This is a genomic window from Campylobacter sp. RM9334, assembly GCF_020138145.1.
Taxonomy (GTDB): Bacteria; Campylobacterota; Campylobacteria; order Campylobacterales; family Campylobacteraceae; genus Campylobacter_E.
In genome coordinates this window covers 1-15,123 of the sequence record NZ_JACGAX010000011.1, presented here as the reverse complement: position 1 = coordinate 15,123, position 15,123 = coordinate 1, and the positions used below count along the sequence as shown (strand labels likewise).

Annotated in this window: 10 protein-coding genes, 1 other RNA gene and 3 pseudogenes; 2 read left to right on the top strand and 12 right to left on the bottom strand. The window is 26.9% G+C overall.

From position 1 onward, the window contains the following. Positions 1 to 26: 26 nt before the first annotated feature. From recJ to AVBRAN9334_RS05780, 3 genes are read right to left on the bottom strand one after another with little or no spacing between them, the layout of a single operon-like run. Positions 27 to 1,604 carry a single-stranded-DNA-specific exonuclease RecJ gene (gene recJ / locus AVBRAN9334_RS05790; protein WP_214116155.1) on the bottom strand — a complete coding sequence of 526 codons (1,578 nt, stop codon included), beginning with the start codon at positions 1,602 to 1,604 and terminating at the stop codon, positions 27 to 29. Next, positions 1,592 to 3,193: a CTP synthase gene (locus tag AVBRAN9334_RS05785; RefSeq protein WP_214116158.1), complete on the bottom strand. Its 1,602-nt coding sequence runs from the start codon at positions 3,191 to 3,193 to the stop codon at positions 1,592 to 1,594. Before AVBRAN9334_RS05785 ends, recJ begins: the two co-directional genes overlap by 13 nt. A 47-nt stretch (positions 3,194 to 3,240) precedes the next feature. Then, the gene (locus AVBRAN9334_RS05780; RefSeq protein WP_214116160.1) at positions 3,241 to 3,672 is read right to left on the bottom strand and encodes a hypothetical protein; all 432 of its coding nucleotides are present in this window, start codon (positions 3,670 to 3,672) and stop codon (positions 3,241 to 3,243) included. Between the two features lie 43 nt (positions 3,673 to 3,715). Here AVBRAN9334_RS05780 and ffs point away from each other — a divergent pair. Continuing rightward, positions 3,716 to 3,813, top strand: an RNA gene (gene ffs, locus AVBRAN9334_RS10225) — signal recognition particle sRNA small type. Here ffs and AVBRAN9334_RS05775 read toward each other — a convergent pair. From AVBRAN9334_RS05775 to dnaA, 6 genes and pseudogenes are all read right to left on the bottom strand, one after another. Beyond that, positions 3,814 to 5,004, bottom strand: a pseudogene (locus AVBRAN9334_RS05775) (HD domain-containing protein); the annotation flags it as partial. Further along, positions 5,004 to 5,426 (bottom strand): preQ(1) synthase, encoded by a 423-nt coding sequence (gene queF, locus AVBRAN9334_RS05770; protein WP_214119961.1) that lies wholly within the window; start codon positions 5,424 to 5,426, stop codon positions 5,004 to 5,006. The pseudogene AVBRAN9334_RS05775 and the gene queF, both read right to left, overlap by 1 nt. Further along, positions 5,423 to 6,751, bottom strand: coding sequence for an EAL domain-containing protein (locus AVBRAN9334_RS05765; RefSeq protein WP_239803231.1), 1,329 nt, complete (start codon positions 6,749 to 6,751; stop codon positions 5,423 to 5,425). Before AVBRAN9334_RS05765 ends, queF begins: the two co-directional genes overlap by 4 nt. Continuing rightward, complete coding sequence (gene gyrB, locus AVBRAN9334_RS05760; protein ID WP_214116169.1) at positions 6,748 to 9,060, bottom strand: DNA topoisomerase (ATP-hydrolyzing) subunit B; 2,313 nt, start codon at positions 9,058 to 9,060, stop codon at positions 6,748 to 6,750. The genes AVBRAN9334_RS05765 and gyrB overlap by 4 nt, the downstream gene beginning before the upstream one ends. A gap of 9 nt (positions 9,061 to 9,069) precedes the next feature. Continuing rightward, a complete protein-coding gene (gene dnaN, locus AVBRAN9334_RS05755; RefSeq protein ID WP_214116171.1) occupies positions 9,070 to 10,152 on the bottom strand; it encodes a DNA polymerase III subunit beta in 1,083 nt (360 codons plus the stop codon). Between the two features lie 26 nt (positions 10,153 to 10,178). Beyond that, positions 10,179 to 11,495: a chromosomal replication initiator protein DnaA gene (gene dnaA, locus AVBRAN9334_RS05750; RefSeq protein ID WP_214116173.1), complete on the bottom strand. Its 1,317-nt coding sequence runs from the start codon at positions 11,493 to 11,495 to the stop codon at positions 10,179 to 10,181. 346 nt (positions 11,496 to 11,841) lie between these two features. Here dnaA and ruvC point away from each other — a divergent pair, with 346 nt between their 5' ends. Further along, positions 11,842 to 12,315 (top strand): crossover junction endodeoxyribonuclease RuvC, encoded by a 474-nt coding sequence (gene ruvC / locus AVBRAN9334_RS05745; protein ID WP_214116175.1) that lies wholly within the window; start codon positions 11,842 to 11,844, stop codon positions 12,313 to 12,315. A 49-nt stretch (positions 12,316 to 12,364) separates the two neighbouring features. Here the strand turns inward: ruvC and AVBRAN9334_RS10220 are convergent. The 3 genes and pseudogenes from AVBRAN9334_RS10220 to AVBRAN9334_RS05735 form a co-directional block, all read right to left on the bottom strand. Further along, positions 12,365 to 12,547, bottom strand: a pseudogene (locus AVBRAN9334_RS10220) (acetyl-CoA carboxylase biotin carboxyl carrier protein subunit); the annotation flags it as partial. 137 nt (positions 12,548 to 12,684) lie between these two features. Beyond that, positions 12,685 to 14,167: pseudogene (locus tag AVBRAN9334_RS05740) on the bottom strand (biotin attachment protein); the annotation flags it as partial. Between the two features lie 11 nt (positions 14,168 to 14,178). After that, a partial coding sequence (locus AVBRAN9334_RS05735; protein ID WP_442862420.1) for an ATP-binding protein occupies positions 14,179 to 15,123 on the bottom strand: 945 nt, incomplete at its 5' end.

Here is a 15,123-nt window from a genome sequence, read left to right as displayed (position 1 = left end):
AAATAAAATTGAGTTATTCTAAAATATTAAATATAAATATTAGAAATATTTAGCTGAATTGTAGGGCTAGGTTTGAAATAATTTTTTTGCAAACTATAATGAATATTGACGCATTCATTTTCAAATGGGATAAAATCACAATTAAAACAAATCGCTTCAAAAGTTAAATTATTTTGAGTAAAAGTGCATTTTAAGTGCTTTTCGTTTAATAAAACTAGATTTTTAATAATTACGCCTTTACTTATAAAAAATGGCTTTTCATTACCTTGCCCAAAAGGCTCAAAATCACTTAAAATATCTAATAATTCCATATCAATTTCGCTAAATTCTAACTCGCCTAAAGTATTAGTAGTATCACAAAAATCAATATCATTATAATTAAGTTCTAAATTATTTAGCCTTGTTTTAAATTCTTTTAAATGTTCAACCTTTAAAGCAAGTCCAGCAGCTCCTTTATGTCCGCCGTAATTAGTCAAAATATCGCTAACATTTGATAAAAGCTCTAAAATATCAAGCTCTGCTACGCTTCTAGCACTTCCTTTTGCTAAGTCATCTTCAATATTAAAAACAAAACTAGGTTTATTAAATTGTTTAGCTAAACGACCTGCAACTATGCCTAAAATACCCTTATGCCAATTCTTAGAATAAGCTATGATTACTTTATCATTTTCGTTTGCAAATTCTATACTTTCTAAAAAACTTTGCTTTTCTTGTTCTTTTCTATCTTGGTTTAATTTTTCTATTATTTCTAATAAATTCTTAGCTTCATTAAGACTTTTTGCTCTTAAAAATTTATAAGAAATACTAGCATCATCCATTCTTCCACTAGCATTTAATAATGGTGCTATTAAAAATGGAATACTCTCATAATCAAAGAATTTCTTTTTATATTTTTCTTTTAAAACTACAAAAGCAGGACGATTTAATTTATTTAACTCTTTTAAGCCATAGCGAACTAATATATGATTTAAATCATTTAAATTCATCATATCAGCAACAATTGCAATACACAATAAATCTAAAAAACTAGCCATATTGTATTCTATATCTAATTCTTTTTTAATAGCCCCACATAGCCACCAAGCTACTTGCGCCCCGCAAATCTCACAATTAATATGCTTAGAAAACTCACAATCATCTCTTTTTGGATTAATTACAGCATAAGCATTTGGTAAAGTATCTCCTGGGGTGTGATGATCGCTTATTATTAAATCTATACCTAATTCTTTACATTTATTTGCAGCTTCATAAGCTACTATTCCATTATCAACCGTGATTATTAAACTAGCGTCTAAATTACTCACTATATCTTCGCTAATTCCGTATCCATCGCTAAAACGATTTGGAATTTTAACAATTATTTCTACACCTAAATTAGCAAAAAATTCACTCATAATAGTAGAAGATACTATGCCATCTACATCATAATCTCCTACTACTGCTATTTTTTCTTTATTTTTTATTGCCTTAGCTATTCTAATTGCTGCTTTATTCATATCCTTAAAGGTATGAGGTTTTGGAATAGTGCTAAGGCTTTTATGAAAATCGTTTTTAAATCTATCTTCTAAAACCTGCTTAATTTTAGTTTTATTTAGTGCAAGCATTGTCTAATAAAGCCTAAGATGACAGGATTTGCTTTAGTTAGCCTTGAAGTAAATTCAGGATGATATTGAACGGCTACGAAGAAATCATTATTTGTATTTTCAATAGCTTCAATAAGTCCATTTGATTCTCCACTAATAATAAGTCCATTTTGCTCGTATAAATCACGATATTTTGAGTTAGCTTCATAGCGATGGCGATGTCTTTCATAAGCTACTTTAGAATTATATAACTTACTTAAAAGTGTGCCTTCTTTTATATTGCAAACATATTCGCCAAGTCTTAAAGTCCCACCTAATGGAGTTTTTATTGTTCTGATTTCTTTTGAACCTGATTGATTAATAAATTCATCAATTAAATAAACAATAGGATTTTTAGTATTCTCATCAAATTCAGTTGAGTTAGCATCATCAAGTTTTATAACATTTCTAGCAAATTCAATTAAACTAAGCTGCATTCCAAGACAAATTCCTAAAAATGGGATATTATTTTCACGAGCGTATTTAATAGCCTTTATTTTACCTTCAACACCACGCTGTCCAAATCCACCAGCTACAAGTATTCCATCATTTCCAGCTAAATCATTTTCATCTTTTAATTCTTCGCTATCTATCCAATTAATTTCTACTTTTGTATCAAGATTTGCACCTGCGTGAATTAGTGCTTCTGTTAAAGATTTATAACTTTCTTTTAAATCTATATATTTTCCTACGAAAGCAATTTTAACTTTTTTGCTTGGATTAATTATTTTTTCTGTTAATGCTTCATACTCTTTTAAATTAGGAGTTTTTAGCTTTAGATTTAAATGTTTTGCAATAGGTAAAAGTATATTTTGCTCTAAAAATTTAAGTGGAATTTGATATATGCTTTTTGCATCAATACTTTCTATTACACAATCAATTTCTACACCACAACTCTTTGCAATTTTTTCTTTTATTTCATCGCCTAGTGGGATTTCACTACGAGCTATTATCATATCAGGACTAATACCTATTCTTCTTAATTCTCCAACTGAATGTTGGGTTGGTTTAGTTTTTAATTCTCCTGCTACTTTTATAAAAGGAACAAGAGTTAAATGTGCGTAAAATACATTATTTTTTCCGTATTTAAGTCCTAAAGAACGAATTGCTTCAAGGAATGGTAAGCCTTCAATATCTCCAACCGTTCCACCGATTTCTACTACTAAAACATCTTGATTTAAAGCTGCTGCTTCCATTCTACTAGCAATTTCGCCTACAATGTGTGGAATTACTTGAATAGTTTTACCTAGATATTCTCCACGGCGTTCTTTTTCAATTACGCTTTGATATACTTTTCCTGTAGTAAAGTTATTAAGATGAGTTAAATCTTCATCTAAAAATCTTTCATAATGTCCTAAATCAAGGTCAGTTTCTGCACCATCTTTTGTAACAAAAACTTCTCCGTGTTCAAGTGGGCTCATAGTTCCTGGGTCAATATTTATATAAGGGTCAGCCTTTAAAATACTTACCTTTAATCCACTTTGTTTTAATAAACTTGCAATGCTAGCTGCTGCAATTCCTTTACCAAGTGAGCTTAAAACTCCACCTGTTACAAATATAAATTTAGCCATACTTTTTCCTATCAGTTTTTTTTATTGTATATAATTTTAATAACCAATCAAATAACTTCGTTTTTTAAAAATTCTAAAACCCTAATTTGTGCGAAATCTTCAATTTCTTCTTCGCCTTCTTTAATTGATTTTTTCAATACTAATCTATCAAGTTGAACGAAATTAATTTTTCGCTTTAGTTTTGGATTTTGTTTAGTTAATTTTTTAATTCCTTTAAGTATATTATCAACTCCCATTGTATCTTGTTTAATATATTTTATATATTGATAAATGGTCGCTAAAAATATTCTTCTTTTGATTTCTTTTTTATAGATTTCTTTTGAGAGTTGTTCTATTTTTCGCTTTAAATCTTGTCTTTCATCTTTAACAACTCCTGCAATACAAGAAATTAATTTAGCTCTTAAATCAAAAGAATTATTAACTCCTATAAAAGTAATTCTTAAATTCGCTAAAAAAATATAAATTAAATCTAATTTCATTTACCCTCTATTAAGTCATTTTATCTTAAAATGCGTTTTCTCAAGTCAAGCCTTGTGCAATGTTTGTAAAAAGCAGAGCTTCAGGATGGGAACATAGCAGAGCACTTTTTATGAGTGTGTGCCGCAAGTCTCTTGGCTTGGGTTTGTAAAAAACTCTTCAAATTCTTTTAACATTTCATAAAAATTTACTTCACCAATTTTAGGATTTTCTTTAAAATCATTTAAAATCTTTGAATAACCATTTTTTAAATCCTTAGATTTAACGCCGTAATAATTAGAAATGATTGCTTCTAAAAAAGCTCCAGTTTTATCACAAGCTTTAAGCATTTTTCCATCAATTGTATTAAAACAATCTTCATTATAATCGTTAGGATTTTGAATAATTTTTACATTTTCTTTATTTATTCTATTTTTAAATTCATCTTTTTTAATCTTACCATCTTCATTATAAATTCCTAAAAGATAAGCAAATTCAGCTCTTATATTATTAGGCACAAAAGGTAAAATCTTTTCATCAATTAATTTAAGCTCATAATCACTTATTATCTCACTAAGCCCATCAATTCCGTATTTAACAGGTGTAATAATATCTCTTGTAAGACTTTCTGGTAAATCGTGAAAAATCGCACAAAAGAAGTTGCTAATAAATCTAGTATCACAAGCTTTTATTTTAAGACAATAAAAATAGCTTAAAACAGCTACTACTAACATATGTCCTAAAACACTTGTTTCAGGAATTCTAGGAGTTTGAGCCCAACGCTTTTGAAATCTTAAACGACCACTTAAATCAATTACCTTAGCTAATTTTTGATTTAATGATATTTTTTGAACTGCTAAAATTTCTAAATAATCTTCTAATTCTTCATCTAATTTAGCTTTAATTTCTTCATAATTACTAACATTTGGATATATGAATGAAAATTCATATCTAGTTGATAAATACCCTGCTGCTTTTAAAATAAATTTTTCTTTTTCATGAGTTTTATCATTATAATAATTATTAAAAATTTTTAAAAAATCATCGTTTTTATTGATTAAACTAAATTGTTTTTGTATCCATTCATCTAATTCTTTTTGTTTTGTTTTTTTGATTTCATTTAATACATCAGGACGAATATCAGTAACTATTACACGAGAAATAAACTCAACAACAATAGCATCAAGTAAAAATCTCATATCAATGTCTTTTTCACTTTTTGCTAAAAAATAAGCAATAATAGCCTTATGAGCTTGTTTATCAAGTTCAACTAAATTACAAATTCTAGGAAAATCATTCCATCTTGAAATTGAAGCAGCCTTAAAAATATGTAAAACAAGCTCTGGGCTAATCATTATTTATCCTTTTTATCTTTTTTCTTTTCTTTTTTAATTTCCGTATCAGAGCAGCACTCAATCACCGTATGAACATTACCACGAGGATTAAAATCTCCAACTAATTTAATATATTTTGGTTTTAAACGCTTTTTAAGAGTATTATAAATCTTATTTATACTATCTTCGTGGCTTATGTTTTTGTTATAAAATGAATTAACATAAAGTTTAATTGCTTTAAGTTCAACTACCCATTTATTAGGTATATATTCTAAATATAATGTTGCAAAATCAGGATAACCACTTCTTGGGCAAAGACAAGCAAATTCAGGTAGAGTTATTTTAATAACATAATCATTTTTTTGCTTATTTTCCCAACGCTCTAATTTTTTACCTTTAATTTTTTTTATTTCTTTTTGTCCGTATTTTAATTTTTCTTTCATTTCATCTCCTTAAGATTTTTGTCCTTATAAAATAAAAAGCCTTGATAATAATCAAATTTAATATCTTTTGTTAAATCAAGTAGATTTTTATTATCAATAAATCTCATAATAGTTTTGATATTTAGGCTTTTACATAAATTAAATAAATTTTCATAAATTATAAAATATTTTTCATTTTTTACATTTTTATTAAACTCAATATCAAAAATACCAAATTCAAATTCTAATCGTTTTAAATATTCTAAAGAACTAGGCGAACCTATACGATTTAGGGCAAAATTGATATTAATTTCTCTATATTCTTTTATTATTTCTTCAAATCTTGGCATATCATAATAAACATCATTTTCAAAAAATTCAAAAATAATTTTCCCATTTGTATTAGGGTGCTTAATAAAATATTCTCCTAAATAAAATAAGAAATTTAAATTCCTTAAAAAATCAGGAGATATTTTAATAATAATCCTATTATCAAAATGATATTCTTTCGCTAAAAGTTCTAAAAGATTTTTATAATAATTAAATTCTAAATTATTTTTAATAATTATTTCTTCTAATTTTGCTTGAGATATTTTCTCTGGATAATCTGAATTAATCCTATAATTTAAATAATATATTTCTTCTTCGCCTTCTAGCCTTTGGATTTTTAAGAAAAAATCACTCTTATTTATAGAGCTTACAACACTATTAGTAATGATATTTTCAGTAGCTACATCTACATCATCTTTTAATCTATTTTGTGCTTCTAAATAAAGTTTATTAAAATTAATACTTGATTTTATAATAGAATAATAACACTTAAAATCAACTCCATCTATTCTTTCTCTTTTAATTTCTAAAAATATTTTTTTAATTTCGTGTTGCAAGGTTTTATGCTTTGAACTACTTAAAATCATAAAATCAGCAGTAGTAATCCTACCTATTATTAGATTTTCATCCCACGCATAGAATTTATCAATTAATTTTTTCAATAATCTATCACTTTTATTAAACCCTAGCATTAATTTAATTTCGTTTATATTAGAAATTGTAAAAAACACTATAAAATCATCATTATTTAGATATTTTGTAAATTCACTTTGTAATAAAGTCCCAGTTTTTTCATCAATTACATTATGCTTTACTGATTTATAAATTACAAAAACAAAATAATAAAAATACAAAAATATAAAACATAAAATTACTAATATATCTAATGGTTTAAAAACTATTTCGTTAAATTCTTGCAAATATACAAAAGCAAAAACTAATAGTAATAAAGGCATAATGAGCTTAATAGCTGCATCTTGCCTATTTTTTCTTTCAATTTTTTTACTAATTGTCATATATCTAAGTGTTTTACATCTTTAGCGTGTGCTTGAATATATTCACGGCGAGGCTCAACTTCATCTCCCATAAATAAATTAAACACTCCACTAGCCCTATCAAAATCATCAACACTAATTTGAATTAAACGGCGATTTTCAGGGTCCATTGTAGTTTCCCATAATTGTTCTGGGTTCATCTCACCAAGACCTTTATAACGCTGAATATAAGTTCCTTTTTTAGCATTTTTTTCAACTTCATCAAGAACTTCTAAGAAATCTTTATCATTAAAAATATTTCTTTCTTCAATTTTTTTATAAATATAAGAAGCTTCTTCAAAATATGGACTATAAAATAAATCATTATTTACAACTATTTCTTCTAAACCATTTTGAGTTTGAACATAGATTTTAATCTCATCTTCACTAAGATAATGATTTAATATATTAAATCCTTTTGCTTCTAAAAATTCTTTTGATACTTTAAAAATTTCTTGCATATTAAGAGCTAAAATATCAGGATTTTCAACATAATGTCTAATTAATTCAATCACATTAAAGCGTTTTTTAAGCTCATTTAAAATACTTCTATAAGCTGCTACAACCTTTAAGAAGTCTTTTAAATCATTTGTTCCAATTCCACTAAATTCTAAATTCTCAACTCCAGTTTCAATCAAATAATCATTTAAAGCTTTTTCATCTTTTAAATATATTTCTTTTCTTTGACCTTTTTTATAGCGATATAATGGTGGTTGAGCTAAATATACATGTCCATTTCTAATTAATTCTTGCATAAATCTAAAGAAAAATGTAAGAATTAGAGTTTGAATATGAGAACCATCAACATCAGCATCTGTCATAATGATAATTTTATGGTATCTTAATTTTTCTATATCAAAATCATCGCCTATTCCACAACCAAATGCCGTAATCATATTTTTAATTTCATCAGATTTTAAGATTTTATCAAGGTGTGATTTTTCAACATTTAAGATTTTTCCTTTTAAAGGTAAAATCGCTTGAAATTCCCTATTTCTTCCTTGTTTAGCAGAACCACCCGCACTATCGCCCTCTACTAAATATATTTCTCTAATTTCAGGGTCTTTTGAAGAACAATCAGCTAATTTTCCAGGTAAAGTCCCTACACTTATGCTTTCTTTTTTACGAGTTAATTCTCTTGCTTTTTTTGCTGCTTCACGACCTCTTGCAGCCATTAAAGCTTTATTCATAATAGCACGAGCATCATTTGGATTTTCTTCAAAGAATTTAGTTAAAGCATCGTTTGTAATTTTATTTACTATACCACGAACATAAGAACTACCTAATTTACCTTTAGTTTGTCCTTCAAATTGTGGTTCAGGAACTTTTACACTAACTATTGCAATAAGCCCTTCTTTAGTATCTTCGCCTGTTATTTTTATATCTTTTTCTCTAGCGGCTGCATTTGCTTCAATATAACTTGTAATTACTTTTGTAAGCCCCATTCTAAAGCCTGCTTCGTGAGTTCCACCATCTGCGGTTTTAATGTTATTTACGAATGAAAATAAAGTCTCACTATAAGTATCATTATACATTAGTGCAATATCTACAACTACATCTTCTGCTTCATCATTAAATGCAATTACATTTGTAACAGCTTCTTTTTTATTTAAATCAGTTACAAATTGAGAAATACCACCATCATAATGATAAGTTTCGCTTTTACCATTTCTTTGGTCTTTAAAATTAATAGTAATTTGTGGATTTAGATATGCTAATTCACGAAATCTCTTAGCTAAAGTATCATAATCAAATTCAACTACTTCAAATATCTCAGGGTCAGGGAAAAACTCTATGCTAGTTCCTGTGCGATTAGTTGTTTTAATTATTTCTAGCTCACTTGTTGGAATACCTTTAGAAAATTCTTGTCTATGAGTATTTCCATCTCTTTTAACTGTTGCAATTAATTTAGATGAAAGTGCATTTACAACCGATACACCAACGCCGTGCAAACCACCACTAACCTTATAAGTATCTTTATCAAATTTTCCACCAGCGTGAAGAACGGTTAAAACAACGGTTAGAGTTGAGATATTTTCAGTTGGGTGAATTCCAACAGGAATTCCACGACCATTATCAGTAACTATACAAGAACCTTCTTTGGTAATTTCAATATCAATAGTATTACAAAAGCCAGCCATAGCTTCATCAATAGAGTTATCAACTACTTCATAAACCATATGATGAAGACCATTAAAGTTAGTATCGCCAATATACATTCCAGGGCGTTTTCTAACTGCTTCTAGTCCTTTTAATACTTTAATTTTACTTTCTGCATAATTTTCTTGCATTATTTATCCTTAGTTTTTATTTGCTGATATTAGTGATAAGAAATTTTTACTTTCTAAAACAACAGGAGCTGCTGATGAATAGAATTTAAATGTGAAATATTCATTTTCATTTAAATGTAAAAAATCCATCATATGTTTGTTCGTAAGATTTATTTCAAATTTATCTTCTATAGTAATATTTGTTTCTAGCTCACTTGTAGCATTTGTTTCGTTAAAATCATCACTTAAAGCATTATTTTTAAATGTGATTTTACCGGTTTCAAATTCTATTTGACATTTTGTGCAAACTGCACTTAGTTTTTTTATTTCATTTAAAAAGTCTTCGTTTTTAATGATAATTTCATTTGTAGGTAATTTATGTGGCATTACTTCAACATATCTTAAAAAATCAATAGTTGCTAATTTTGTAAAGAATTTAAAATTATCATTTTCAATGATTAAATAATTATTTGTTTTATAAACCCTTACTTCTTCATTTAATAATTTTTGTAGTTCTTGAGCTGATTTTTTTGTAATTATTAATCTTTGTTCGTATTCATTTTGAGCTATGAATGAATATTTGTGAATTCTTTTAGAATCGCTTCCTACAAAAACAATGCTATCTTTTAAAATATCTATATAACAGCAATTAAATTGAAAAGAAATACCATTATTATCAACAGCAGGTAAAATCATTTTAAAGCCGATATTTAGTTCTTTTGCACTTATTAAAATAGGTGTTTTGCTATTTTCATCTTCTAAGAAAGAAAAATTATTTTCACTATTTATTGGCAATGAAAAATTAGTTTTATTTTGAGTAATTTTGATAGATTTTTCTAATTTTTTGATTTTAATATCACTATTATCAAGGCTTTTTAAAATATCAATTAATTTTTTAGCATTGATAAAAATTTGTCCTTCATTTATGATATTACATTCTTGGATTTTATATTCAATTCCTATTTCACTATCACTTGCTCTTAAAATTAATTCATTGTTATAAGCTAATAATAAAATATTAGAATTTAAACTTGTATTATCTTTTTTCTCAACATAATTGCTAACTATTAAAGCTATATTTTCTAATCTCTTTTTGTCTATTTGTATTTCCATATTCTTCCTTTTTCGCTTTATTATATTTAATAATCTTTATTTTTTGAGTTTATTATTTTATTTTTTAAATGTTCTACTAGGCTTCTAAAATCATCATCAAGACATATCATTTCATTTATTTTTTTAATATGTTTTGAAATAGCACTATGGTCTTTCATTTGAAAATGAGTTGCTATTTGGCTTACTGAATTTGAAATTAATTCTTTAGTTAAAAATATAACTATTCTTTTAGCTTTTACTATTTCTTGTTTTTTAGAACTTGATTTTATTTCGCTTATTTTTACATTTAATTCTGAACTTACTATATCAAAAATATCTTCAATTTCAATATTTGATTGATTTTCTTTAATGTATTCTTTTATTTGATTTTTTAAATCATCTAAGGTTATTTTTTGTTTTCTTATACTTTGAAAAGCGTAAATATAATTTATAATTCCTTCTAAATCCCTTACATTTTCACCTATATAATTAGCAATAGTATTAATCATTTCATCATTTAATTCTATATCATATACAAGGCTTTTTTTCTTAATAATTGCTTTTTTGGTTTCTATATCAGGGACACTAATATTTGCAAGAACTCCTTTATTAAATCTTGATTTTAATCTATCTTCAATTCCATTTAAATTTATAGGAGCTACATCTGAAGTCATTATTATTTGACCATTTCTTTCTACTATATCATTAAAGATATGAAAGAATTCTTCTTGTATTTTATCAGTAGTGCCTAAGAACTGAATATCATCAATTAATAATAAATCACAATCTTTATATTCACTATTAAAACTATCAAATTTATTTGCTAATATTGCATTTTGATAGTCTTTCATAAAACCTTTTGAAGTTTTATATATTACTTTTTTTCCAAGTTCTAAACATTCATGCCCACTAGCTTGTAATAAGTGAGTTTTTCCTAAACCTGTATTTGAATATATAAAAATTGGATTAAAGTCTTTTCCAAATTTATTTTCATCTGTTATTGCTTTACAAATTCTATAAGCAAACTCATTACTTTGTCCTACTATGAAATTATCAAAAGTAAGGCTTTGATTTAATATTGAAATTTGTTTTTTAGCTACTATTGGTTGAGTTTCTTGTGGTTTGTTTATTTTTTCATTATTTACTTGAATTGTAATTTTATATTTTTTACTATTTGTTTTTTCTGCTATTTTTTCTAATATACTTTGGTATTTTGTTTGAATATGTTTAGCTATGAATTGATTAGGTGCATTTAGAATTATTTCATTATTTTTGCTTTCATTAATTTGTAAAATTTCAAAATAATTTTTATATTGATTTTCTCCAATTAATACTTTTAATTCTTCTAGAATTTTATTTAACATTTATTCCTCTTTTTTGTTATTACCTTTGATGATGTGAAAATCTAGTAATATTTGTTTAAAAATATTTAAAACACCTATATATCAATGCTTTTAATAGTGAAAAAATATACCAAAAATATACAAACAATTTACAATATTTCATCATAAATTTCACAAGCTCTTTAAAAAATTCTTTAATTTAGTGAAATTTTTTTATGAATTTTTATTGTAATTTTTAAAATTCTTATAAATTTTCGTGAAATTCTATAAAAATCAGTTTATGTGAAATTCTATTTCATTAAGAAATTTATCGTAATAATAAGCATTTCATAAAAAAATAATTTTAAATTTCACAAGGATTTCACATATGAAAATTTTAGGATTTGACCCAGGAACTAGATTTTGTGGATATTGCCTTTTAGAAAAAAATGGCAGCACAAATACTCTTTTAGAAGCAGGTCTAATAAGATTTAAGAGTAAAGAATTAATAGATAATATTTTAGAATTAAACGAAGCTTTAGAAATGATTTTTAAAAAAGTTCCAAATGCTAGTGTGGCGGTTGAAAATATATTTTTTGCTTATAATCCGCAAAGTGTTTTAAAACTCGCACAATTTCGTGGAGCAATGCTACTTAAAATCTTACAAACTTATGGGAATTTTAGTGAATATACAGCTTTACAAGTTAAAAAAACAATCACAGGCAAAGCAAAAGCAGAGAAAGAACAAGTAGCTTTTATGGTTAAAAAGCTTTTAAAAATCAATAAAGAAATAAAACCACTTGATATAACCGACGCAATGGCGGTTGCATTAACTCATAGTTTTTATATAAAAAATACTTAAAATATTAACTTAAAGATATATTAGAATCTGTAAAAACAGATTCTAAAATTTATTTTAAACTAGCTAAAATTTGCATAGCTTCTACATTATCTCCTTGTTTTACAAGTATTTTATCTATTATTCCATCACTCGTTGCTTCAATTGGAACTTCCATTTTCATAGCTTCAAGAATAAATAATTCTTGTCCTGCTTTTACTTTATCTCCTGCTTTTACAAGCACTTTAAACACATTTCCTGACATTGAGGCTAAAATGCTTTTATCATTAGCTATTGATTGTGAAATTTCTTGTTTTTCAATAATTTTTGAAGTATTTTCTTTTTCTTTTACTTTTACTTCGTAGCTATTGCCATTTACTAAAATTTTGTCTTTTTCAATTTCTACATCATAGGTTTTATCATTGACTTGCACTGAATAAAGATTGTTAGAATTTGATTTAGTATTTTGAGAAATTTTTCTAACATTGACTTTTGCTTCACCTTTTAAAAATGCTAATCCTTTTTCTTTACAAGCTGCAACTATGAATAGATTTTCATCAGTTACTAAAATACCTTCTTTTTTAAGTATTTTTTCAATGTATTTAAGTGATTTAGTTTCATCAAGGTCGGCTAAATCTATTGCTTTTTCTTTTGTTGGTTTTAGATTTAATTGCTCACTTGCAAGTTTTACTATTTTTGGATCTGGTGCTACAGGAGTTTTTCCAAAATAGCCTAAAACCATTTTGCCATAGCCTTCTGCGATTTTTTTCCATTCGCCAAACATTACATTATTAAATGCTTGTTGGAAATAAAATTGACTAACAGGAGTTACGCTAGTTCCAAAGCCACCTTTTTTTACCACTTCGCTCATAGCTTTTATGGTATCAGGGAATTTATCTAATACATTATTATCTCTCATCATTTGAGTATTCGCTGTTAATGCTCCACCTGGCATAGGTGAAATCGGTATTAATGGACTAACTTGTATAGCTTCAGGTGGCATAAAATAATCTTTCATACAATCTTTAAATACTTCTTCATATTTTAAGATTTTTTCAACTTCAAGCCCACCTAAATCATAATTTTTACCTTTTACAGCGTGTAACATTGTAAGAATATCAGGCTGACTTGTTCCACCACTAACAGGAGCTGCTGCAAGGTCAATTCCATCAACACCAGCTTCAAGTGCTGCTAAATAACAAGCTACACTAACACCTGCACTTTCGTGAGTATGAAGTCTAATGTGAGTATTTGCAGGTAAAAGTTTTCTAGCCATTTTTATTGTTTCATATACTTTTTGTGGATTACTTGTCCCTGATGCGTCTTTAAAACAAATGCTATGAAATGGGATATTAGCTTTTAAAATTTCTTTTAAGGTTTTTTCATAAAACTTAGTATCGTGAGCGCCTTTGCAACCTATTGGTAAATCCATCATAGTTATTACAATTTCGTGTTTTAAACCATAATGCACTATTCTTTCGCCACTATATTTTAAATTCTCAACATCATTTAAAGCGTCAAAATTTCTAATCGTAGTAGTTCCGTGTTTTGCGAATAATTTTGCGTGTAAATCTATTATTTCACGACTACCAGTATCAAGTGTAACGGTATTTACTCCACGAGCAAGGGTTTGAAGATTAATACCATCTCCTACAATTTCACGGAATTTATCCATCATAGTAAATGCGTCTTCGTTTGTATAAAAATAAAGGCTTTGAAATCTTGCCCCGCCACCAAATTCAAAATGCCTTATCCCAGCTTCTTTTGCAGCTTGTAATGCTGGGAAAAAATCATTCATTAAAACTCTAGCTCCATAAACTGATTGAAAGCCATCACGAAAACTTGTATCCATAATATCTATATATTTTTTAGCCATTTTTCTCTCCTTTAATTTAATTTATCTTTTAATGCCACACAAATTGAAGCAATTATTTCATCTTTATCTTTTTTATTTTTATCATCAATATTGCTTAGAATTTTTTCTAAATTTGTTTTTATATAACTCGTATCAAAAATACCTTTTCTAAATTCTTTACTTTTTGCAATAGTTTTTAAAAATGAAATTGTTGTTTTTACGCCTTCTATTGTAAATTCTTCTAAAGCTCTTTCTAATTTATTTACCGCTAAATCATAACTAGACGCTTTTACAACTAATTTTGCGACTAAAGAGTCATAAAATGGCGGGATTTTATAACCTTTATAAAGATGGCTATCAACTCTAACTGAAGGTCCTAAAGCAGGATAGTATTCTGTAACCATTCCTGGTGTTGGTATGAAATTCTTATTAGCATCTTCTGCAGTAATTCTAGCTTCAATAGCAAAGCCATTTGATTTAATATCACTTTGTTCTAATTCTTGAATTTGTCCTGCTGCATATCTTAATTGCCTTACTATTAAATCAACCCCTGTTATCTCTTCTGTAACGCCGTGTTCAACTTGTATTCTAGTATTCATCTCCATAAAATAAAATCTATTGTAATCATCTAACAAAAACTCAACCGTTCCTGCATTAGTATATCCAGCCGCTTTTGCAGCTGCTACTGCAGTAGCTCCCATACTTTTTCTTAAATGCTCGCTTATTGATGGACAAGGTGCGATTTCTATTATTTTTTGATGGCGTCTTTGAATAGAACAATCTCTTTCGCATAAATGAATTATATTGCCATAATTATCGCCTAATATTTGAAATTCTATGTGGCGTGGATTTTCTATGAGTTTTTCCATAAAGACATCATCATTATTAAAATATGCTTTAGCTTCTCTTTTACAAGTATTAAATGCAGGTATTAATTCATCTTCATTCCAGACTTCTTTAATCCCACGACCACCGCC